This is a genomic window from Variovorax sp. P4_B11 (assembly GCF_056402355.1).
The window spans coordinates 189181-209540 of record NZ_JBFUHO010000004.1; the positions used below are offsets into that span (position 1 = coordinate 189181).

Sequence of the window (20360 nt, forward strand, 5' to 3'; positions counted from 1 at the left end):
GTTTTTGTGCGAGGCCGGCCTTGCAGCCCCCTAGAATGCGCCCACCTGCAGCGTTGCAGGCAACCCAGGAGCTTTCAGCAATGAACGACCGCGTCAACACCCTCGACACTTCCGTCGGCTACGGCCAGACGCTGCCGCAGGCAGAACGCCAGCGCGTCCTGCGCAATACGTACTGGCTGCTGGCCCTGAGCCTGCTGCCGACCGTGCTCGGCGCCTGGCTGGGCGTCGCCACCGGCATCACCCGCCCGCTGACCGGCGGTCTGGGCCTGATCGTCTTCATGGGCGGCGCCTTCGGCTTCATGTTCGCGATCGAAAAGACCAAGAACTCGGCCGCCGGCGTGCCGGTGCTGCTGGGCTTCACCTTCTTCATGGGCCTGATGCTGTCGCGCCTGATCGCGATGGTGCTGGGCTTCAAGAACGGCTCCGAGCTGATCATGACCGCCTTCGGCGGCACCGCCGGCGTGTTTTTCGTCATGGCATCGCTGGCGACCGTGATCAAGCGCGACCTGTCGGGCATGGGCAAGTGGCTCTTCGTCGGTGCGATGGTGCTGATGTTCGGCGCCATCATCAACATCTTCGTCGGCTCCAGCGCCGGCATGATGGCCATTTCGGTGGCGGCCATCGGCATTTTCTCGGCCTTCATGCTCTACGATCTGAAGCAGATCATGGACGGCGGCGAGACCAACTACATCAGCGCCACGCTGGCCCTCTACCTGGATCTGTTCAACGTGTTCCAGAGCCTGCTGGCGCTGCTGGGCATCTTCGGCGGCGAGCGCGACTGAACGCGCGGCCTGCGAAGGCCATCGCGAAGGGCCCCGAGGGGCCCTTTTTTCATGCGCGCTCGAAGACGGCGATGGACTCGACGTGCGCCGTGTGCGGGAACATGTTCACCACGCCGGCGTGGGTGCACCGGTAGCCCGCCTGATGCACCAGCAGGCCGGCGTCGCGCGCCAGCGTCGAGGGGTTGCAGCTGACGTAGACGATGCGCTTCGGCGGTGTCCAGCCGCCGTCGTGAGGCTCGACCTGCTGGTGCAGGTCGGCCAGCGCCTTGGCCAGCGCGAACGCGCCTTCGCGCGGCGGGTCGACCAGCCATTTGTCGGCGGCGCCGTCGGCGACCAGCATCGCGGGCGTCATCTCGAACAGGTTGCGGGCTACGAAGGTCGTCGGCGAGAGCGCGCGACGGCCCGGCACTGCGGGACGGTTGCGCTCGAAATTGGCGGTGGCACGCGCCACCAGCGTGTCGCTGCCCTCGATGCCCAGCACCTCGCGGGCGCGGCTCGCGAGCGGCAGCGTGAAATTGCCGAGGCCGCAGAACCAATCGATCACGCGCTCGTCGGGCCGGACGTCGAGCAGGCGCAGCGCACGCCCGACCAGCACGCGGTTGATGTGCGGATTGACCTGGGTGAAATCGGTCGGTTTGAACGGCATCGTGACGCCGAATTCGGGCAGCGCGTAGGACAGCACCGGACCGTCCTCTTCGAGCAGCCTGACCGTCTCCGGGCCCTTGGCCTGCAGCCACCACTGGACACCCTCGTTGCGGGCCGCAAAGGCCTTCAGGCGCGCCACGTCGGCATCGGACAGCGGCTCCAGGTGCCGCAGCACCAGGGCGATCACGCCGAGGCCGTTGCCGACGGGTGCATCGCCGCAGGCCAGCTCGATCTGCGGGCAGGTCTCGCGTGCGTCCATCGACCCGATCAGTTCGCGCAGCGGCATCAGCATGTCGCTGACCTGCGCCGGCAGGACGGGGCAGACCTTCATGTCGGCCAGGTAGCGGCTCTTGCGTTCGTGGAAGCCGATCAGCACCGTGCCCTTCTTGACGACGTGGCGCACCGACAGGCGGGCCCGGTAGCGGTAGTGCCACGCCGGGCCTTCGAGCGGCCGCAGCACGTTCTCGGGCCGCACCTTGCCGAGGTGCCAGAGGTTGTCTTCGAGGGAGCGCTGCTTCACCGCGACTTGCGCCGCCGCGTCGAGATGCTGCATCTTGCAGCCGCCGCAAGCGCCGGCGTGCAGGCCGAAATGCGGGCAGCCCGGGCGCACGCGTTGCGAGGACTCGCGGTTGATCGCGCTCACCGTACCCTGCTCCCAGTTGTTCTTCTTGCGGTGCACGTTGAAGCGCACTTCCTCGAAGGGCAGTGCGCCCTCGATGAACACCACCATGCCGTCGGCCTTGTGCGCCACGCCCTGGGCGTCGAGGTCGAGCGACTCGACCTGCAGCCATTCATCGCGCACGGGAGGCGCTGCTTTTTTCTCTGTAGCTTCCGTCATCCCCGGATTGTCTCAGGCCGGCGGGGGCCCAGGCTCCGCCCCTCACAGCAGCGCGTCGCGCTGCACGCCCGCCCGCGCCAGTTGCCGGCGCATCTTGGCCAGCGCCTCGTTCTGGATCTGCCGCACGCGCTCGCGCGTCAGACCCAGTCGTACGCTAAGCACCTCGAGCGTCTCCGGGTCGCGGTCATGCAGGCCGAAGCGGCCTTCGAGCACCTCGCGCTCGCGCTCGCTCAACACGAGGATCCAGCGGTCGAGCAGCGTCTCGACCTCGTGCGTCTGCGTGACGCCGGTGGGATCGCCGCCCTCGTCGTCCGAAGCCACCGTGTCGGCCAGCGTGAAGCTGTCGTCGCCGCGCTCGCCACCGGCATCGAGCGAACGCGGCGCCTCGGCGAGCGCCAGCAGTTCGGCGACCTCCTGCACCTCGCGGCCGAGCAGCGCCGCCACATCCTCGACCCGAACGCCATCGGGCCGCCGGGCCAGGAACTCGGCGTCGCCCTCGAGGGTCCGGCGGGCGCGCACCACCTGATGCAGTTCGCGCACCACGTGCACCGGCAGGCGGATCGCGCGCGCCTGCATCATCGCCGCGCGCTCGATCGATTGCCGGATCCACCAGGTCGCGTAAGTGGAAAAGCGAAAGCCGCGCTCGGGCTCGAACTTGTTGATCGCGTGCATCAGGCCGAGATTGCCCTCCTCGATCAGATCGGCCATCGGCACGCCGCGCCCCAGGTAGCTCTTGGCGATATTGACCACCAGGCGCAGGTTGTGCTCGATCATCGACTGCCGGGCCGCGAAGTCGCCGCTGCGAACGGCGCAGGCGGTGCGGTATTCCTCGTCGGGCGTGAACAGCTGGGTGCGCCGGATCTCGCGCAGGTAGATGGTCAGCGAATCGCCGCCGCCCAGTTCGGGCGGCAGCGCCTCGCCGGCCCTGCCGTCCGGATCCGGCTCGGCGATGTGCAGCAAGGGTGGGACGCCGCCGTTGCCCGCCACTCGCCGCACGTCCGCGGTGCGATGAGGGCGAGAGGCGGCCATGGCGCTAGCGCACCGGCAGGTAGCGGGCCGGATCGACCGGCTTGCCCTGGCGGCGGATCTCGAAATGCAGCTTGACGCGGTCGGCGTCGCTGTTGCCCATCTCGGCAATCTTCTGGCCCTTCTGGACCGACTGGTCTTCCTTCACGAGCAAGGTGCGGTTGTGCGCATAGGCCGTGAGGTAGGTGTTGTTGTGCTTCAGGATGATCAGGTTGCCATAGCCGCGCAGGCCCGCACCCGCGTAGACGACGCGGCCGTCCGCGGCGGCCAGCACCGAATCGCCGGCCTTGCCGCTGATGTCGAGGCCCTTGTTCTTGGCTTCGTCGAAACCGGCGATCAGGGAGCCTTGCGCGGGCCAGATCCAACCCACGTCCTCGTCACCGGAAGCGGCGGCCGGAGGGGTCGGCGAGGCAGTGACCGTCGCGGCGGGCTTGGTTGCCGCGCTGGCGGCCGGGGCCGGCGTCGCGGCGCCTGCCGCCGCCGAGCCCGCTTGCGCAGCCGCAGCCGCTGCCGAAGTGGCAGGCGCGACGATCGGCTGCGCGACGGGCCGCGCATCGGCGACCGAGGCCGTTGCGCCGGTCGGCGGAATCACGCGCAGGACCTGACCGACTTCGATCAGATCGGGATTGTCGAGATTGTTCCAGCGGGCGATGTTCTGCCAGGTCTGTCCGGTCTCGATGCCGATGCGACGGATGGTGTCACCCGGTCGCACGGCGTAGTAGCCGGGCTTGCCGTAGTTCTCGATGCCCGCCAGCGGCTTGCCCGATGCATCGGTGGTGATTGGAGGTCCACCGGGGACGCCGGAGCCGTTGGTCGTCGCGCCCGGTGCCTGCGTCATGGTGCCGCGGTCCTCGACCGGCACCGGACCGCGCGGTGCGCCACACCCCGCAATCACGAGCGCACTCACCAGCGAAACGCCGGCTAGCCAGCTCCGATTGCCAATACCCTGCATTGTTCTTTCCTTCAAGCAATTCCCGATTTTAGGGGGACAAAGTGGACCGCCTCAAGAATGCGGCGCTCGACGCCACGGGCGGTCTTGTCGATGACGACCAGCGCCTGACCGCCGGTCGCGGACTGGGTCGGCGCGACAATCCGGCCACCGACCGCCAGCTGCGTGATCCAGGCTTCGGGCACGGCCTCGCCGCCCGCCGCGGCGATGATGCCCGCGTAGGGCGCGCCCTTCGGGTAGCCGACCATGCCGTCGCCCAGCATCAGATGAACCGTGGCCAGGCGGAACGAGCGCAGATTGACCCGCGCCCTCTCGTGCAGCCCGCGCAAGCGCTCGATGCTGTAGACCTCGGCCGCGACATGGCTCAGCACCGCCGCCTGGTAGCCGCAGCCGGTGCCGATCTCGAGCACCCGCCCGAGGCGCTCGCCGGGTTTGTTGGCCAGCGCCGGGGCACCGAGCAACAGCTCGATCATTCGCGCCACCACGTTAGGCTTCGAGATCGTCTGGCCGAGGCCGATCGGCAGGCTGGTGTCTTCGTAAGCCTGGTTGACCAGGGCACTGTCGACGAACAGATGGCGCTCGACCGTGCCCATGGCGCGCAGCACCCGGCCGTCGGCAATGCCCTGGGCCGCCAGGCGCTGGACCATGCGCGCCCGCACCGCGTCCGACGCCATCGACGGGGTGGTGGGAACGATCGGCTTGACCGGCACCGCCGGCAGGCGCCCGCGCGTCGCTGCGGAAGCCGTGGGGCTCAGGCGTACCGGGAATCCGGGCCGTTGGCTTGCCAAAGTCAGCCCCTCGCCGAGCTGCGTGCGACGCGCGCCATGGTGTCGTGCCAATGGCCGAGATTCGCGTGGTCGGTGAGGTCGATCTGCAAGGGAGTCAAGGCGACGTGGCCCGCCGAGGTGGCGTGGAAATCGGTGCCTTCGCCGCTGTCCTTGGCCCCGCCGGCACCGGCGATCCAGTACATGGTCTCGCCGCGCGGGCTGTCCTGCGTGATGACCTTCTCGGCCGCGTGGCGGCGGCCCAGGCGACAGACCTTGATGGGCTTGAGCTCATCGAAGGGAAGGTTCGGCACGTTGACGTTGAGCAGGAAGGCATTGCCGTCGATCATCCGCTCGCGCTCGATCTGCTGGACCAGCCGCCGCGCGACCTGCGCCGCGGCATCGACATGCGCCCAGCCCTTCTCGATCTGCGAGAAGGCGATGGCAGGAATGCCGAACAGATAAGCCTCCATGGCGGCACCGACGGTGCCCGAATAGATCGTGTCGTCGCCCATGTTGGCGCCATTGTTGATGCCGGACACGACCAGGTCGGGCCGATAGTCGAGCAGGCCCTTGAGGGCGATGTGCACGCAGTCGGCCGGCGTGCCGGTGACGTAGCGGAAGCCGTTGTGCGCCTTGTGCACGTACAGCGGCGCGGCCAGCGTCAGGGCGTTCGATTTCGCGCTGTTGTTGTGCTCGGGGGCGACCACTTCGACCTCGGCGATGTCTTTCAAGGCGTCGTGCAGGGCGGCAAGGCCGGGTGCCTGGAAACCGTCGTCGTTCGAAATAAGTATCTTCATGGCGTCAGTCAGTGGCGGCGATTGTAGGCCGCGCCTACGTCACGGCAGGGACATGCGATGGCGGCGGCGCCCGCCTATCATGACCCGGATTTTTCGTTGCCCCCAGACTCATTCACAGGAGACACGAGCATGCACGCATGGCTCTGCGAGAACCCCATCGGCGTCGAGGCGCTGACATGGAAAGAACTGCCGACGCCCACCCCGGGCCCCGGACAGGTACTGATCGAAATCAAGGCCGCCAGCCTGAATTTCCCGGATCTGCTGATCGTTCAGAACAAATACCAGATAAAACCGCCGCTGCCTTTCGTGCCCGGCTCCGAGTACGCCGGAGTGGTCGCCGCGGTAGGCGAAGGCGTCACCCACCTGAAGATCGGGCAGAACGTCGCCTGCCTCTCGGGCACCGGCGGCTTCGGCACCCATACGCTGGCGCCGGCGGCTTTGTGCATGCCATTGCCCGACGGCTTCGGCCATGTCGACGCGGCGGCATTCATCATGACCTATGCGACCTCCTGGCACGCATTGATGGACCGCGCTCAATTGAAGGCCGGAGAAACCGTTCTGGTGCTGGGCGCGGCCGGAGGCGTCGGCACTGCAGCCATCCAGATTGCCAAGGCCGCAGGGGCCCGGGTCATTGCGGCGGCATCGACCGACGAGAAATGCGAGCTTTGCAAGTCCATTGGCGCCGATGCGGCGATCAACTACAGCACGCATGCGCTACCCAATGGCTTTCGCGACGCGATCAAGGCGGCGACGGACGGCAAGGGGCCGGATGTCATTTACGACCCGGTGGGCGGTGAATTCGCCGAATCCGCATTCCGCTCGATCGCCTGGCGCGGCCGTTACCTGGTCGTCGGATTCGCCGCCGGTCCGATTCCGTCGCTGCCCTTGAATTTGCCTCTGCTCAAGGGGGCCTCGCTGGTCGGCGTGTTCTGGGGCGATTTCGCAAGGCGCGAACCCAAGGCCAATACGCAAATGATGGCCGAATTGGCCAAGTGGTATGGGCAGGGCAAGATCAAGCCGGTGATCGACCAGACCCTGCCGATGTCGGAACTCCGCGCCGCCTATGCCCGCATGGGCTCGCGGGGTGTCAAGGGGAAGCTGGTGCTGGTGAACTGAACTCGAGGCATGTGGCTCGCCCCAGGTTGCCCGGCACTTCGTGTCCGGGCGCCCACCCCCTGCCGGGGGCAACACCAGCGGCCGGGCGTTGCCGGTTCCGCGGTGTTTCACCGACGGGCCAGGCTGCGCCGGCCTTTGGACGCAAAAAAGCCCGCGGATGCGGGCTTTCTGTGGGCAGTGAGGCCTTCGCGCTTACTTGATCTCGAATTCCGACAGGGACTTGCCGGCGGTCAGGGCTTCGGTGATCCAGCGCGGCTTGCGGCCGCGGCCACCGGACCAGGTTTCGCCGGTAGGGCTGCGGTATTTGGCGGCGCTCTTGGGTGCCGCCGCGCCCACGCTGCGCTTGCCGCCGCGCACGCCGAGCTTGAGATCGCTGGCGGTCAGACCGTATTCAGCAATCTTCTTGCGGACTTCTTCGATGACGCCAGCCCGCTCCTGATTCCGCAGATCCTCCGCTTGCTTCCGCAATTGCGCGATCTGCTCATCATGCTTCTTGATCTGGGAATTGATGTCGGCAAGGGTTGAAGCCATCTGTGCTTATCCTCTAATTGGAAAGCCAAAATTCTAATTCAAATCCAAATTGCCGCAAGCAAGCCCCTCACAAAAAAGTGCTTGGTATTCACCGGGTGGCGCTGCTTCAATGGAAGCATCGTGAAGGAAGGGAGACCGGTCCGGTGCGCGATACGGCTGACTCGCCATGCCCACAAAGCAAAACAGGCACCGAAGTGCCTGTTTGACTGCCGAATGTCTTTGGGGTGGCTGATGGGACTCGAACCCACGACGACCAGAATCACAATCTGGGACTCTACCAGCTGAGCTACAGCCACCGTCAAGCCTTCAATTGTAGCGTGAAAAAACTAGCGTCCAGCGCCCGGCGTCGAAACCGCGGGCTTCGGCACCAGAATCTCGGCCTTGAAGCGGTCCTTCAGCAGGTTGTAGTAGGCGGCGGTCTCGGCCGCGCCCACGGCCTGGGCGACCTGCTCGTTCTCCTGCCTGGCCATGTCGGGCGCCGGCGGCGTGCGCGGCACGCTCTTGATCACGCGTACCACGGCGTAGCCCTGAGCGCCAAGGTCGGCGCCGACCAGGGCCGGCAGCTTGCCGGCGTCGGCGCGCAGCGCGACCTCGATCACCGGCAGCGGCTGCGATTGCGTCTCGAGCCGTGACACGGTGACGGGAGCGCCGAAGCCGGCACCGGCGGGATCGGACTTCCAGGCCGCCAGCTTCGACTCGCCTTCGGCGCGGGCCAGGGCCGCGGCGCGTTCGGCGACCAGCTGCGTGCGGACCTTGTCCTTGACCTCGTCGAAAGGCAGCGTGCGCGCCGGCGCGTACTGCACCACGCGGCCGGAGGCCAGCTGGTTGGCACCGATCTCGATCGCCTCGGTGTTGTGCTTGCGCTCGAGCGTATCGGGGGCGAACAGCGCATTCAGGAAATTGCGGTTGCCCAGCGGGCCGGTGGCCCCCGGGACCGGCGTGCGGGCGACGTTGTTCGCGGTCTGGATCGTCAGCTTGAGCTTGTCGGCCGCCGGCTGCAGGCTGTCGGGCTGCTGGTAGACGATGTCGGTGAAGGCCTCGGCAGCCTTGGCGAACTCCTGCGTCGCCTGCTGGCTGCGCACTTCGTTCTCGATCGTCGCGCGCACCTTGTCGAAGGGCGGCACCACGGCCGGCTTGATGTCGCCGACCAGGATGATGTGGTAGCCGAACTCGGTTTCCACCAGGCCGCTGATCTCGCCCTTCTTGAGCGAGAACAGCGCATCCTCGAAGGGCTTGACCATCGCGCCGCGCGTCACGACGTCGAGGTCGCCGCCCTTCTCCGCCGAACCGGGGTCCTGCGAGTTCTTGCGCGCCACCTCGGCGAAGCTGTTGGGGGCCTTGCGGACCTCCGCCAGCAATTGCTCGGCCTTCTTGCGCGCCTGCTCGCGTTCGGCGGCCGGCGCGCCTTGTGGCACGGCAATCAGGATATGGCTCGCGCGGCGCTCTTCCTTGCTGCCGAAGCGAGCCGCATTTTGGTCGTAGTAGCTGTGCAGATCGGCCTCGCTGACCGCAATGTTCTTCTTGGCGGCCTCGAGATCGAGCAGCAGGTATTCGACCTTGGCCTGCTCGGGCTGCTGGAACTGCGCCGCATGCGACTTGTAGAAGGCCTCCAGGTCGGCATCGCTGACGCTGACCTTGGACGCGAAATCAGCCGGATTGAACAGCGCGACCTGGATCTCGCGACGGTCGTAGAAGGCATTGAGCGTGGCCGCGGCCTGGGCCGCCGTCGCGAAGGCCGTTCCCGATACGCCCAGCGACACCTGCTGCGTTGCGAGGTCGGCACGCACCGAGGCTTCGTACTGCTCAGGCGTGCGGCCGGTCGCGCGCATGAAGGCCTCGCGATCGAACTTGCCGTCGGCGGTCCGGAAGCTGGCCAGGCCCGGATCGGCAGCGAACAGGCGTGCCAGCCGTTCCTCGGACACCGTCATGTTGGACTTCGATGCCGCCGCGGCGAGCACGCGTTCGCGCACCATGCGCTCCAGCGTCGCATAGCGCGCGGCGTCGGAGTCGAGCAGCGACGGCTCGATGTTGGGTGCCTGCTGGCGGATCCGGTCGACCTCGCTGCGATGCTGGGCGTCCCACTCGGGCCGCGTGATGTCGACGCCGGCAACCCGCGCGACCTTCTCGCCCTGGCCGCCGCCTTGGTAGCGATCGACGCCGAACAGCACGAACGAGGGAATGATCAGCAAGAACAAGAACACCATGATGATCTTGTTGTACTTGCGGAAGGAATCAAACATGCTTGAGCACTCTCTAGGACGGATATTGACGCAGCAAGAAAAAAGGCGAACGGTCCGTTCGCCTTTGCATCGGGTGGTGGGTGCTGAGGGGCTCGAACCCCCGACCTACGCCGTGTAAGAGCGCCGCTCTACCAACTGAGCTAAGCACCCCACCTTAAACAATGTCTCAGTTCAGCGCGTCTTTGAGCGCCTTGCCGGGACGGAACTTGGGGATCTTGGCGGCCTTGATTTTAATCGCGTCGCCGGTGCGGGGATTCCGGCCGGTCCGGGCGGCGCGCTTGCCGACCGCAAAGGTGCCGAAACCGACGAGCGACACGGAACCGCCCTTCTTGAGCGTGGTACGAATGGCGCCGATGGTGGATTCGAGTGCCCGCGTGGCCGCGGCTTTGGAGATGTCGGCGTTCTTTGCGATGTGCTCAATCAGTTCGGTTTTGTTCACAAGGGCCCCTTGCAGAAAAATTGTTGATCAGGGTCGTCAGAAGCGGCGCCAGCCCCGTGACGACGCCACGGGGGTGGGTACAGAAGATGGGTGGCAGCTCTGACGCGCCGGCAGCGCGCTGCCGACAAGGATTACAACCACTGGTCTCGGGGGTGTCAATACGACGCTGCCCCCTGAAGCACAGCGAGGAGCGCGATTTTAGTGGCGTTTTGGCGAACCGCTTTTCAAAGCGCCTGGGCAATCGCTTTACCTAGATCAACAGTCCCGGCGGTTCCACCGATGTCCGGCGTGCGCGGCGCGCCGCTGCCGGGCGCCAACGCCTTCTCGATCGCGGCCAGGATGGCATCGTGCGCGGCCTTGTGGCCGAGGAATTCCAGCATCATGGCGCCACACCAGACTTGGCCGATCGGGTTCGCGATGCCCTTGCCCGCGATGTCAGGCGCCGAACCGTGAACCGGCTCGAACAGCGACGGCGTCGTGCGCTCGGGGTTCAGGTTGGCGCTCGGCGCGATGCCGATGGTGCCGGTGCAGGCCGGCCCGAGGTCGGACAGGATGTCGCCGAACAGGTTGCTGGCCACCACGACGTCGAAGAAGTCGGGCCGCTGCACGAAGTGCGCGGTCAGGATGTCGATGTGGAACTTGTCCAGCTTGATCTCCGGATAGCGCTTCGCCATCGCTGCCACGCGCTCGTCCCAGTAGGGCATGGTGATCGAGATGCCGTTCGACTTGGTCGCGCTCGTCAGGTGCTTCCTGGGCCGCGACTGGGCCAGTTCGAAGGCGAACTTGAGCACCCGGTCGACGCCGATGCGCGACATCACGGTTTCCTGCACCACGATCTCGCGCGCCGTGCCTTCGTACATGCGCCCGCCGATGCTCGAGTACTCGCCTTCGGTGTTCTCGCGCACGATGTACATGTCGATCTCGCCAGGCTCGCGCGGCGTGCCGTCGCGCCGCACCACCGGCGCCACGATGCCAGGCATGAGGCGCGCCGGCCGCAGGTTGATGTACTGGTCGAACTCGCGCCGGAACAGCAGCAGCGAGCCCCACAACGAGACGTGGTCGGCAATCTTCTCGGGCCAGCCGACGGCGCCGAAGTAGATCGCGTCGTGGCCGCCGATCCGATCCTTCCAGTCGTCGGGCAGCATCTTGCCGTGCTTCTCGAAGTAGTCCCAGCTCGAGAAATCGAAGTGGTCGAACTTCAGGTCGATGCCGAACTTGCGGCTCGCGGCGTCCAGCACGAGCAGGCCCTCGGGCATGGTTTCCTTGCCGATGCCGTCGCCGGCGATGACTGCGATGCGTTGGGTGCTCATGTCACGATCCTTGGGTTCGCTTTGAAAAAGGAGAGCGCTTCGGTCAACAGTTCGACCGGCGCCTCCTCGGGAATGTAGTGCCCGCACGGCAGGGCGCCGCCGGCCACGTCCTCGGCCCGCTCGCGCCACAGTGCCAGCACGTCGAACGAGCGCCCGACCGCCCCGTGTTCGCCCCACAGTACGCGCAGCGGCTGCTTCAGCTTGCGGCCCGCGGCGATGTCGGCCCGGTCGTGCGCGAGGTCGATGCCGGCCGAGGCACGGTAGTCCTCGCAGATGGCCTGCGCGCTGCCGGGGATCGCGGCACAGCGCTCGTATTCGGCCAGGGCCTTGGACGCGAAAGGCGCGAGACCCGCGTGGCGGCCGCCCATCACGCTGCGGATGTAGCGCCCCGGATCGCTCTCGATCAACGCTTCCGGCAGCGGCGGCGGCTGGATCAGGAAGAACCAGTGCCAATAGGCCCGTGCGAAGGCCTCGGAAGTGTTCTCGTACATCGCGAGCGTCGGCGCGATGTCGAGCAGAAGCAGCCGCTCGACCGCCTCGGGATGGTCGGCGGCGAGCCGATGGGCGACCCGCGCACCGCGGTCGTGCGCCAGCACGCCGAAGCGCTCGAAGCCGTGCTGCCGCATCGCGTGGAGCGCATCGAGCGCCATTTCGCGCTTGCTGTAGGTCCGATGCGACTCGTCGGCCGGCGGCCGGCCCGAATCGCCGTAGCCGCGCAGGTCGAGCAGGACGACCGTGAAATGCTCCGCCAGGCGCGGTGCCACGCGGTGCCAGTTGACGTGGGTCTGCGGGTGGCCGTGCAGCAACAGCAAGGGTGCCCCGTTGCCGCCGATGCGGCCATGCACGCGGACCCCGTCGCGCGACAGGCCGAAGGAGGAGAAGGCATCGAACATCCGGCCGATTGTGCGTTGCGCCCCATGGAGCATCAAGCAACAATGAACCAATTGATAATTTCCTGAATGGCAACAATGGACCGCAATGACCTCGAACTGGTGCTGGCGATCCGCAGCCGTGGCAGCCTGGCCGGCGCCGCGCTGGCACTGGACGTGGTGCCGTCGGTCGTGACCAAGCGGCTGGGCGCGCTGGAGGCCCGGATCGGCCAGCGGCTGTTCGACCGCACCACGCGCCGCCTCAGCGCCACCGTCGAAGGCGAGACGGTGTGCCAGCACGCCAAGGGCCTGCTCGAAGCCTTTGCCGCCCTCGAAGACGAACTGGGCGAGCGGCAGAGCGAGCTGAGCGGCACGGTGCGGCTGGTCGGCACTTTCGGCTTCGGCCGGCGCTGGCTCGGCCCGGTGCTGGCGGACTTCAACCAGCGGCACCCGGGGCTGGAGATCCAGCTGATGCTGGCCGAGAAGCTGCCCGATCTCGGCGCCGAGGGCTTCGACGGCGCGGTCTGGCTCTGGACACCGCAACACCTTCGGGCCGGCGACTGGGTCGCGCGGCGCATCGCGCGCAATCAGCGGGTGCTGGCCGCCAGCCCGGCCTACCTCGCGCGGCGCGGCACGCCGGCGGACGTCGCCGGCCTGGCTTCGCACGACTGCCTTGTGACGCGCGAGAACAGTGAGGGCAACGAACGCGAGTTCGCGCTCTGGACCCTGCGCCACGCCCGTGACGGCACGACGGCGCGCGTGCGCGTGCGCGGTCCGCTGTCGAGCAACTCGGGCGAGATGGTGCGCGACTGGTGCCTGGCCGGCCGCGGCATCATGCTGCGCAGCCTGTGGGACATCGCGCCGCAACTCGCGTCGGGTGCGCTGGTCCGCGTGCTGCCGCAGTTCGCGATGCCCGACGCCGACATCCAGTGGCTCGCCCCCTGGCGCCCGAAGACGCCGCGCCGGGTCCGGCTCCTGATCGATTTCCTGGTCGAGCGATTCCGCGGCGAACCGTGGAAGCAGCTCAGCGCCTGACGACCAGGCTGACCCCGACCGCGGTGGTCGCGATGCCCGCCAGCGTCAGGGCCGTGATCGGCTCCGAAAACAGCAGCCAGGCCATCACGGCCGTGCAGGGCGGCACCAGGTAGAGCAGGCTCGTGACCGCAGTGGCGGTGCCGCGCTGGATCAACAGGTAGAGCAGCGAGCTGCCGCCCAGCGACAGCGCCAGCACCGACCAGGCCATGGCCCCGCCGGAGGCCAGGTTCCACTGGATGCTGTCGGACTCCATGGCCGCGAAAGGCAAGGTGACGAGCAGTGCCGCCCCGAGCTGGATCGCGCTCGCGCTGCGGACGTCGCAGGGCGCGAGAAAGCGCTTCTGGTAGAGCGTTCCGGCCGTCATCGAGAACAGCGCCGTGAGCGCCAGCGCCATGGTCGGCACGCTCACCTCCCCGCCCTGCCCCAGCTTGCGCGAGACCACCATCACCAGCCCCGCGAAGCCGAGGAACAAGCCGGCCCATTGCGAGCGGGTGATGCTGCCGCCGCGCATCGACAGCCAGACCGCGGTGAGCACCGGCTGGATGCCGACCAGCAGCGCAACCAGCCCCGAACCCATGCCGGCGCGCACGGCCGCCCAGACGCCGCCGAGATAGCCGGCCTGCATCAGCACGCCGGTCACGGCCAGATGCGCCCATTGCGCGCGATCGCGCGGCCAGGTCACCCGGGCCCAGCGCACCCAGACCAGGAAGCAGAGCACCGAAAGCGCATAGCGCACCGTGAGGAACTTGAGCGGCGGCGCATAGGGCATGCCGTAGCGCGCCACGATGAAGCCGGTGCTCCAGATCAGCACGAAGACCCCCGGCATCGCCCGCAGCCAGCCCGCCGAGCGGGCCGCGGCGCTCATTTCGCGCGCGCCCGGATTTCGGGAATCGCTTTCTGAAGGTAGTAGACCATCGACCAGACCGTCAGCACGGCCGAGATCCAGATCAGCCACTGGCCCCAGGTGCCGGTGTCGATCCGGCCGAACAGGTTGCCATCGAAGAGCAGGAACGGGATCGCCACCATCTGCACCACGGTCTTGACCTTGCCGACCATGTGGACCGCGACGCTCTTGCTGGCGCCGATCTGCGCCATCCATTCGCGCAGCGCGGAGATCGCGATCTCGCGGCCGATGATGATCAGCGCCACGAAGACATCGGCGCGGTTCAGGTGAACCAGCACCAGCAGCGAGGCGCAGACCAGGAACTTGTCGGCCACCGGATCGAGGAAGGCGCCGAAGGCCGAGGTCTGCTTCAGGCGGCGCGCCAGGAAGCCGTCGAGCCAGTCGGTGGCCGCGAAGACGATGAACATGACCGTGGCGATCAGGTTGCGCATCGGCTCGGCCAGCGGCAGGTAGAACACGCCCACGATCAAGGGAATCGCGACGATGCGCGTCCAGGTCATGATCGTTGGCAGGGTCCAGAACATTGCGTTGGAGTATATGGGGCCGGAGTGGATCGCCCCCACGCTCCCTCACTTCGTGTGGTCGCTGCCCCCCGAGGGGGCCGCAGGCCGCCTTGGGAGCGGCCCGGCGGCGGCCTGGGTCGCCCCCACGCTCCCTCACTTCGTGTGGTCGCTGCCCCCCGAGGGGGCCGCAGGCCGCCTTGGGAGCGGCCCGGCGGCGGCCTGGGTCGCCCCCACGCTCCCTCACTTCGTGTGGCCTAGTGCAATGCGCGGTAGATCTCTTCGGCCAGGTCGAAGGCGATGCCGTCGACCGACGCGATGTCCTCGACGCTCGCCGCCGCCACGCCGCGGATGCCGCCGAATCGCTGCAGCAGGCGCGCGCGCCGCTTGGGCCCGATGCCCGGGATGTCCTCGAGCTGGCTGCCGCCGACCCGCACCTTGGCGCGCTTGGCGCGCATGCCGGTGATCGCGAAGCGGTGCGCCTCGTCGCGGATCTGCGCCACCAGCATCAGCGCGGCCGAATCGCGGCCCAGGTAGACCTTCTCGCGCCCGTCGGCGAACACCAGTTCCTCCAGACCGACCTTGCGGCCCTCGCCCTTCTCGACCCCGACGATCAGCGACAGCGGCAGGCCCAGTTCGCTGAACACCTCGCGCGCCATCGACACCTGGCCCTTGCCGCCATCGACCAGCACCAGCTCGGGCATGCGCGCCGACCGGGTGCCCGGCTTCGCATCGGCGCCGGCGGCATCGCCGGCCGGCGGCGCCTCGGTCTCGGCTGCCATCGCCTCGGCCAGCTTGCCGTAGCGGCGGTGCAGTACCTGGCGCATGGCCGCGTAGTCGTCGCCCGGCGTGATGCCCTCGATGTTGTAGCGCCGGTACTCGCGGTTCTGCATCGCATGGTGCTCGAACACCACGCACGAGGCCTGGGTCGCCTCGCCCGCGGTGTGCGAGATGTCGAAGCACTCGATGCGGAAGGTGTCGAGGTCGTCGGGCACCAGTTCGAGCGCATCGACCAGTGCCCGCGTGCGGGCCTGCTGCGAGCCTTCCTCGGCCAGCAGGCGGGCCAGCTGCAGCCCGGCATTCTTGCTCGCCATCTCGAGCCACAGCCGGCGCTGCTCGCGCGGCTGGAACACGGCCGTGATGCGCGTCCCGGACTGCTGCGACACGGCCTCGATCAGCTCGCGGCTCACCGGCTCGCTGAGCACCAGCGTGGCAGGCACCGGCACGTCGATGTAGTGCTGGGCAATGAAGGCCTCGAGCACCTGCACCTCGACCGCGTCAGCCGGCGGCGGACCGTCGTCGCCCTCGGCCTCGGCCTCGGCATGCTGCATCTGCGACGCGTCCTCGACGTGCACCGGGAAGTAGGCCCGGTCGCCCAGGTGCCGGCCGCCGCGCACCATCGCCAGGTTGACGCAGGCCTTGCCGCCCTGCACCTTGACCACGAGGATGTCGACGTCCTTGTCGGAGGCGATCTCGATCGACTGCTGGTGCAGCACGCGCGACAGCGCCGACATCTGGTTGCGCAGCTCGGCCGCCTGCTCGAACTGCAGCTTCTCGGCATGCGCCATCATGCGGGCCTCGAGCTGCGTCAGCACCGCCTGCGTGTCGCCCATCAGGAAGGCTTCGGCGTTGGCCACGTCCTGCGCGTAGGCCTCGGGCGTGATATGGCCGACGCAGGGCGCGGTGCAACGCTTGATCTGGTAGAGCAGGCAGGGTCGCGTGCGATTGGCATAGACCGTGTCCTCGCAGGTGCGCAGCTTGAACACCTTCTGCAGCAGCTGGATCGATTCCTTCACCGCCCAGGCGCTCGGGTAGGGGCCGAAGTAGCGGTGCTTGCGGTCGACCGCGCCGCGGTAGTAGGCCAGGCGCGGGAAATCGTGCGAGGCGATCTTCAGGTACGGGTAGCTCTTGTCGTCGCGAAAAAGGATGTTGTAGCGCGGCTTGAGCGACTTGATCAGGTTGTTCTCGAGCAGCAGCGCCTCGGCCTCGGAGCGCACCACGGTGGTCTCCATGCGCGCAATCTTCGAGATCATGTGGCCGATGCGCGTGCCGCCATGGTTCTTCTGGAAGTAGTTCGCCACCCGCTTCTTGAGGTTGCGCGCCTTGCCCACATAGAGCACCGCGCCGGCGGCGTCGAAATAGCGGTAGACGCCGGGCAGTTGCGGCAAGGCCGCCACTTCGCTGAGCAGTTGATCGGAATGCGCGGGTCGGGTCTCTGACATCGTCTTCATTGTGGCGTGGCGGCCGCCAGCACCGGCTCGCAGCGCACCTCGGTCCTGACCGAGTTGGCGATGAAACACTGGTCATGCGCCGAGTGGTGCATCGCCTCGTGCTGCTCCGGCGACGGCAGCTTGTCGCCCGAGAACTGCACCACGGGGCGCAGGGTGACGATGGTCATCGCGATCTTCCCGTCGGCGTTGCGCCCCATCTTTCCGCTGGCGCTGTCGGCATAGCGTTCGACGCAGAAGCCGCGGGAGGCCGCGATCGAGAGGAACCACAGCATGTGACAGCTCGACAGCGAGGCGACGAAGGCCTCTTCGGGATCGACCGCGGAGGCGTCCGACAAGGGCAGCGGCACCACGTGGGGAGAGGACGAGCCGGCCCATTCGGCGCCGCCGTCGAAGCGGATGGTGTGGCGGCGGCTGTAGCGGTTGCCCAGAAAGTCCTGGTCGCCGCGCTGCCAGAGGATGTCGGCCGAATGGTGTGGCATGGACGCTGTCTCCGGTGTCTTCATGAGGGGCTGTAGAGTATCCCGCGATGCGCTGGGAAATTTTCTGCAAGGTGATCGACAACCATGGCGACGTTGGCGTCTGTTGGCGGCTGGCGACCGGGTTGGCCGCCGAGGGCGACACGGTGCGGCTGTGGATCGACGACCCGGCCGCGCTGGCGTGGATGGCGCCGGACGGCTGCGAGGGCGTCACGGTCATCCCCTGGACTGCGGCCGATGCGGCGCGCGCGGCCGCCGAGGCCCCGGCACCGGACGTGCTGATCGAGGCCTTCGGCTGCGATCCCGCGCCAGAGGCCGTCGCCCGCTTCGCCGAACAAAGACGCCGGGACGGCGCCAGCCACCGCTGGATCAACCTGGAATACCTGTCGGCGGAACCGTACGTCGAGCGCCTCCACGGGCTGCCCTCCCCGGTATTCCGGCAACCCGGCGCTGGCCTGACCAAGCATTTCTTCTACCCGGGATTCACCGTGCGCACGGGCGGCCTGCTGCGCGGGAGCGGATTGATGGCACGGCGCGAGCGCTTCGACCGCGCAGCCTGGCTGGCGCGGCAGGGCATCGCGTGGCAAGGCGAACGGCTGGTCTCCCTGTTCTGCTACGAGCCGCCGGCGCTGGCGGCCTTGCTGGCGCAGTTCGAGCACGCGGCCGGGCCGACCCGCCTGCTGGTCACCGCCGGGCGCGCCAGCGCCGCGTTGCCGCCCGGCCCGGCGCAGCGCGGGGCGCTGGCCATCACCTGGCTGCCCGCCCTGCCGCAACCGGAGTACGACCACCTGCTCTGGGCCTGCGACCTCAATTTCGTCCGCGGCGAGGATTCGCTGGTGCGGGCGCTCTGGGCCGGCGCGCCTTTCGTCTGGCAGATCTATCCCCAGGACGACGACGCCCACCACGAGAAGCTGAACGCCTTCCTGGACTGGCTGGAGGCGCCGCCTTCGCTGCGCGGCTTCCATCACCTGTGGAGCGGCATCGGCGCCGGCGAGCTGCCGCTGCTGGACCCCGCGACCCTCGCCTCCTGGGCCCGCACCACGCAGGCAGCGCGCACACGACTGCTCGCGCAGGACGACCTTTTGACCCGGCTTCGCCGATGCATCGTCCAAAAAAGCTAAAATTGCGGGCTTTGCGGGATTCCGACGCCGTACCAGCCCGCTGGTTGGGTCAGTCGAAGCTTCCGCTGAACCCGCCGCGGTGAATGCGCCAGAGGGCCAAGGGGCCTGACCGTGCTCCGAGCGGCCAACATCCAGAGACCCTGTTTATGAAAATCGCTCAAGAAATCCGCGCTGGCAATGTGATCATGCACGGCAAGGACCCGATGGTCGTCCTGAAGACCGAATACAGCCGCGGCGGCCGCAACTCCGCCACGGTGCGCATGAAGCTCAAGAGCCTGATCGCCAACTTCAACACCGAAGTGGTCTTCAAGGCCGACGACAAGATCGACCAGATCGTGCTCGACAAGAAGGAGTGCACCTACTCCTACTTCGCCGACCCGATGTACGTCTGCATGGACACCGAGTACAACCAGTACGAAGTCGAAGCCGAGAACATGGGCGACTCGCTCAACTACCTCGAGGACGGCATGCCGGTCGAAGTGGTGTTCTACGACGGCAAGGCGATCTCGGTCGAACTGCCGACCAGCGTCGAGCGCGAAATCACCTGGACCGAGCCGGCCGTCAAGGGCGACACTTCGGGCAAGGTCATGAAGCCGGCCAAGATCTCCACCGGCTTCGAGATCGGCGTGCCGCTGTTCGTCGCCCAGGGCGACAAGATCGAAATCGACACCYGCACCGGCGAATACCGCAAGCGCGTCTGAACGGCTGCGACTCGGCGAAAAGGCTCCCGCGGGAGCCTTTTTTGCGTATTTTTTCCTGAAACTCCACAAAGCGGCCCGGAACCTGCAACGCGCACAATCCAGAACCGTTATTCCGGCATGACCATGCACAACAGCACACACGACCTTCACGACAAGCGGCTGGCCGACGCCTGGGCCACCCTGCAGGCCCATTCGGACAAGGGGCTGCCGCTGCACAACGACCCTTCGCGGCTGGCCTTCGCCGACCCCGAGTTCCTGCTGCGCCGCGAAACCCGCGGGTTGCGCATGCAGCTCGAGCTCATGAAACCCGACCTCGAGATGCGGGCCCACGGCATCGAGAACACGGTGGTGGTGTTCGGCAGCGCGCGCTTCCGCAGCGAGGAGGAATCGGGCGCGTTGATCGCCCAGGCCGAGGCCGCCGGCGACAGCGCGGCGGCCGACCGCTGGCGCAAGCTCGCGCGCAGCTCGCACTACTATGAGAAGGCGCGCGCCTTCGGCAAGATGGTGGCGCAGTACAGCAACGACCGCGAGCCGCAGGACAAGCTCTTCGTCTGCACCGGCGGCGGGCCCGGCATCATGCAGGCGGCCAATCGCGGCGCCTACGAGGGCGGCGGCCTCTCGGTCGGGCTGGCGATCGCGCTGCCGATGGAAGAGGAAGCCAATCCGTACGTGACGCCGGCGCTGAGCTTCAAGTTCCACTATTTCGCGATCCGCAAGATGCATTTCATGATGCGGGCGAAGGCGCTGGTGGCCTTCCCGGGCGGCTTCGGCACGCTGGACGAACTGTTCGAAGTCATCACGCTGGTGCAGACCCGCAAGGCCAAGCCGGTGCCGATCGTGCTGTTCGGCTCGGACTATTGGAAGCAGCTGGTCAATTTCGAGTTCCTGGCCGAGGAAGGCGTGATCTCGCCCGAGGACGTGAGGCTGATCGAGTACGTCGATGCGCCCGCCGATGCGTGGGACTACATCAAGACCTTCTACAAGCTGTAGCTCGCCCCCAGGTTGCCCGGCGCTTCGTGTCCGGGCGCCTCGAGTCGCTGCCAGAGGCAGCGGCCCTGGCTGCGCCGGCCGATGCAAAGACGT

Annotated in this window: 20 protein-coding genes and 2 tRNA genes; 6 read left to right on the plus strand and 16 right to left on the minus strand. The window is 67.5% G+C overall.

Features of this window, described 5'->3' with window-relative positions; translation table 11 throughout:
- Positions 1–80 precede the first annotated feature (80 nt).
- Positions 81–782 (plus strand): Bax inhibitor-1/YccA family protein, encoded by a 702-nt coding sequence (locus AC1DYD_RS06465; protein WP_478171919.1) that lies wholly within the window; start codon positions 81–83, stop codon positions 780–782.
- A gap of 49 nt (positions 783–831) precedes the next feature.
- Here AC1DYD_RS06465 and rlmD read toward each other — a convergent pair whose 3' ends face one another.
- From rlmD to surE, 5 genes are read right to left on the minus strand one after another with little or no spacing between them, the layout of a single operon-like run.
- Positions 832–2265 (minus strand): 23S rRNA (uracil(1939)-C(5))-methyltransferase RlmD, encoded by a 1434-nt coding sequence (gene rlmD / locus AC1DYD_RS06470; protein WP_478171920.1) that lies wholly within the window; start codon positions 2263–2265, stop codon positions 832–834.
- 42 nt (positions 2266–2307) lie between these two features.
- Entirely contained in the window at positions 2308–3294 is a 987-nt protein-coding gene (locus tag AC1DYD_RS06475) for a sigma-70 family RNA polymerase sigma factor (protein ID WP_478171921.1), read from the minus strand.
- A 4-nt stretch (positions 3295–3298) separates the two neighbouring features.
- Entirely contained in the window at positions 3299–4243 is a 945-nt protein-coding gene (locus AC1DYD_RS06480) for a peptidoglycan DD-metalloendopeptidase family protein (RefSeq protein ID WP_478171922.1), read from the minus strand.
- An 11-nt stretch (positions 4244–4254) separates the two neighbouring features.
- A complete protein-coding gene (locus AC1DYD_RS06485) occupies positions 4255–5028 on the minus strand; it encodes a protein-L-isoaspartate(D-aspartate) O-methyltransferase (RefSeq protein WP_478172023.1) in 774 nt (257 codons plus the stop codon).
- Positions 5029–5030: 2 nt separating this feature from the next.
- Positions 5031–5804: a 5'/3'-nucleotidase SurE gene (gene surE, locus AC1DYD_RS06490; RefSeq protein ID WP_478171923.1), complete on the minus strand. Its 774-nt coding sequence runs from the start codon at positions 5802–5804 to the stop codon at positions 5031–5033.
- Between the two features lie 129 nt (positions 5805–5933).
- Here surE and AC1DYD_RS06495 point away from each other — a divergent pair, with 129 nt between their 5' ends.
- Positions 5934–6920, plus strand: coding sequence for an NADPH:quinone oxidoreductase family protein (locus AC1DYD_RS06495; protein WP_478172024.1), 987 nt, complete (start codon positions 5934–5936; stop codon positions 6918–6920).
- A gap of 192 nt (positions 6921–7112) precedes the next feature.
- Here the strand turns inward: AC1DYD_RS06495 and AC1DYD_RS06500 are convergent, their stop codons facing one another.
- From AC1DYD_RS06500 to AC1DYD_RS06530, 7 genes are all read right to left on the minus strand, one after another.
- Positions 7113–7451, minus strand: coding sequence for an H-NS histone family protein (locus AC1DYD_RS06500; protein WP_478171924.1), 339 nt, complete (start codon positions 7449–7451; stop codon positions 7113–7115).
- Between the two features lie 220 nt (positions 7452–7671).
- Positions 7672–7747 (minus strand) — tRNA-His (locus AC1DYD_RS06505).
- A gap of 30 nt (positions 7748–7777) precedes the next feature.
- Positions 7778–9691, minus strand: coding sequence for a SurA N-terminal domain-containing protein (locus AC1DYD_RS06510; RefSeq protein ID WP_478171925.1), 1914 nt, complete (start codon positions 9689–9691; stop codon positions 7778–7780).
- A gap of 74 nt (positions 9692–9765) precedes the next feature.
- A tRNA-Val gene (locus tag AC1DYD_RS06515) sits at positions 9766–9841 on the minus strand.
- 16 nt (positions 9842–9857) lie between these two features.
- A complete protein-coding gene (locus tag AC1DYD_RS06520) occupies positions 9858–10130 on the minus strand; it encodes an HU family DNA-binding protein (RefSeq protein ID WP_007830705.1) in 273 nt (90 codons plus the stop codon).
- 224 nt (positions 10131–10354) lie between these two features.
- Complete coding sequence (locus AC1DYD_RS06525) at positions 10355–11440, minus strand: tartrate dehydrogenase (protein ID WP_478171926.1); 1086 nt, start codon at positions 11438–11440, stop codon at positions 10355–10357.
- Positions 11437–12333 (minus strand): alpha/beta fold hydrolase, encoded by an 897-nt coding sequence (locus AC1DYD_RS06530; protein ID WP_478171927.1) that lies wholly within the window; start codon positions 12331–12333, stop codon positions 11437–11439. Before AC1DYD_RS06530 ends, AC1DYD_RS06525 begins: the two co-directional genes overlap by 4 nt.
- Positions 12334–12408: 75 nt before the next feature.
- Here AC1DYD_RS06530 and AC1DYD_RS06535 point away from each other — a divergent pair, with 75 nt between their 5' ends.
- Positions 12409–13344, plus strand: a complete 936-nt coding sequence (locus AC1DYD_RS06535) for a LysR family transcriptional regulator (protein ID WP_478171928.1) — start codon at positions 12409–12411, stop codon at positions 13342–13344.
- On the opposite strand, the gene AC1DYD_RS06540 is transcribed toward AC1DYD_RS06535, so the two are convergent.
- From AC1DYD_RS06540 to AC1DYD_RS06555, 4 genes are all read right to left on the minus strand, one after another.
- Positions 13334–14209 (minus strand): DMT family transporter, encoded by an 876-nt coding sequence (locus tag AC1DYD_RS06540; protein ID WP_478171929.1) that lies wholly within the window; start codon positions 14207–14209, stop codon positions 13334–13336. The genes AC1DYD_RS06535 and AC1DYD_RS06540 overlap by 11 nt on opposite strands.
- Positions 14206–14772, minus strand: a complete 567-nt coding sequence (gene pgsA, locus AC1DYD_RS06545; RefSeq protein WP_478171930.1) for a CDP-diacylglycerol--glycerol-3-phosphate 3-phosphatidyltransferase — start codon at positions 14770–14772, stop codon at positions 14206–14208. Before pgsA ends, AC1DYD_RS06540 begins: the two co-directional genes overlap by 4 nt.
- A 233-nt stretch (positions 14773–15005) precedes the next feature.
- Positions 15006–16970: an excinuclease ABC subunit UvrC gene (gene uvrC, locus AC1DYD_RS06550; protein ID WP_478171931.1), complete on the minus strand. Its 1965-nt coding sequence runs from the start codon at positions 16968–16970 to the stop codon at positions 15006–15008.
- Positions 16971–16975: 5 nt separating this feature from the next.
- The gene (locus AC1DYD_RS06555) at positions 16976–17458 is read right to left on the minus strand and encodes an OsmC family protein (protein ID WP_478171932.1); all 483 of its coding nucleotides are present in this window, start codon (positions 17456–17458) and stop codon (positions 16976–16978) included.
- Between the two features lie 47 nt (positions 17459–17505).
- Between AC1DYD_RS06555 and earP the strand changes: the two genes are divergently transcribed.
- The 3 genes from earP to AC1DYD_RS06570 all read left to right on the plus strand — a co-directional run bounded on the left by earP (position 17506) and on the right by AC1DYD_RS06570 (position 20267).
- Positions 17506–18576 (plus strand): elongation factor P maturation arginine rhamnosyltransferase EarP, encoded by a 1071-nt coding sequence (gene earP / locus AC1DYD_RS06560; protein WP_478171933.1) that lies wholly within the window; start codon positions 17506–17508, stop codon positions 18574–18576.
- Between the two features lie 146 nt (positions 18577–18722).
- A complete protein-coding gene (gene efp / locus AC1DYD_RS06565; RefSeq protein WP_478171934.1) occupies positions 18723–19277 on the plus strand; it encodes an elongation factor P in 555 nt (184 codons plus the stop codon).
- Between the two features lie 117 nt (positions 19278–19394).
- A complete protein-coding gene (locus AC1DYD_RS06570; protein ID WP_478171935.1) occupies positions 19395–20267 on the plus strand; it encodes an LOG family protein in 873 nt (290 codons plus the stop codon).
- The last annotated feature ends 93 nt before the right edge of the window (positions 20268–20360 follow it).

What these genes read in the sequence shown, in the direction of transcription:
- AC1DYD_RS06540 (WP_478171929.1), bottom strand. Translation starts at nt 14,209, where the DNA reads ATGAGCGCCGCGGCCCGCTCGGCGGGCTGGCTGCGGGCGATGCCGGGG.
- AC1DYD_RS06525 (WP_478171926.1), bottom strand. Translation starts at nt 11,440, where the DNA reads ATGAGCACCCAACGCATCGCAGTCATCGCCGGCGACGGCATCGGCAAG.
- AC1DYD_RS06535 (WP_478171928.1), top strand. Translation starts at nt 12,409, where the DNA reads ATGGACCGCAATGACCTCGAACTGGTGCTGGCGATCCGCAGCCGTGGC.
- AC1DYD_RS06475 (WP_478171921.1), bottom strand. Translation starts at nt 3,294, where the DNA reads ATGGCCGCCTCTCGCCCTCATCGCACCGCGGACGTGCGGCGAGTGGCG.
- AC1DYD_RS06530 (WP_478171927.1), bottom strand. Translation starts at nt 12,333, where the DNA reads ATGTTCGATGCCTTCTCCTCCTTCGGCCTGTCGCGCGACGGGGTCCGC.
- surE (WP_478171923.1), bottom strand. Translation starts at nt 5,804, where the DNA reads ATGAAGATACTTATTTCGAACGACGACGGTTTCCAGGCACCCGGCCTT.
- AC1DYD_RS06570 (WP_478171935.1), top strand. Translation starts at nt 19,395, where the DNA reads ATGACCATGCACAACAGCACACACGACCTTCACGACAAGCGGCTGGCC.
- AC1DYD_RS06555 (WP_478171932.1), bottom strand. Translation starts at nt 17,458, where the DNA reads ATGCCACACCATTCGGCCGACATCCTCTGGCAGCGCGGCGACCAGGAC.
- AC1DYD_RS06510 (WP_478171925.1), bottom strand. Translation starts at nt 9,691, where the DNA reads ATGTTTGATTCCTTCCGCAAGTACAACAAGATCATCATGGTGTTCTTG.
- pgsA (WP_478171930.1), bottom strand. Translation starts at nt 14,772, where the DNA reads ATGTTCTGGACCCTGCCAACGATCATGACCTGGACGCGCATCGTCGCG.
- uvrC (WP_478171931.1), bottom strand. Translation starts at nt 16,970, where the DNA reads ATGTCAGAGACCCGACCCGCGCATTCCGATCAACTGCTCAGCGAAGTG.
- AC1DYD_RS06500 (WP_478171924.1), bottom strand. Translation starts at nt 7,451, where the DNA reads ATGGCTTCAACCCTTGCCGACATCAATTCCCAGATCAAGAAGCATGAT.
- AC1DYD_RS06495 (WP_478172024.1), top strand. Translation starts at nt 5,934, where the DNA reads ATGCACGCATGGCTCTGCGAGAACCCCATCGGCGTCGAGGCGCTGACA.
- rlmD (WP_478171920.1), bottom strand. Translation starts at nt 2,265, where the DNA reads ATGACGGAAGCTACAGAGAAAAAAGCAGCGCCTCCCGTGCGCGATGAA.
- AC1DYD_RS06465 (WP_478171919.1), top strand. Translation starts at nt 81, where the DNA reads ATGAACGACCGCGTCAACACCCTCGACACTTCCGTCGGCTACGGCCAG.
- earP (WP_478171933.1), top strand. Translation starts at nt 17,506, where the DNA reads ATGCGCTGGGAAATTTTCTGCAAGGTGATCGACAACCATGGCGACGTT.
- AC1DYD_RS06480 (WP_478171922.1), bottom strand. Translation starts at nt 4,243, where the DNA reads ATGCAGGGTATTGGCAATCGGAGCTGGCTAGCCGGCGTTTCGCTGGTG.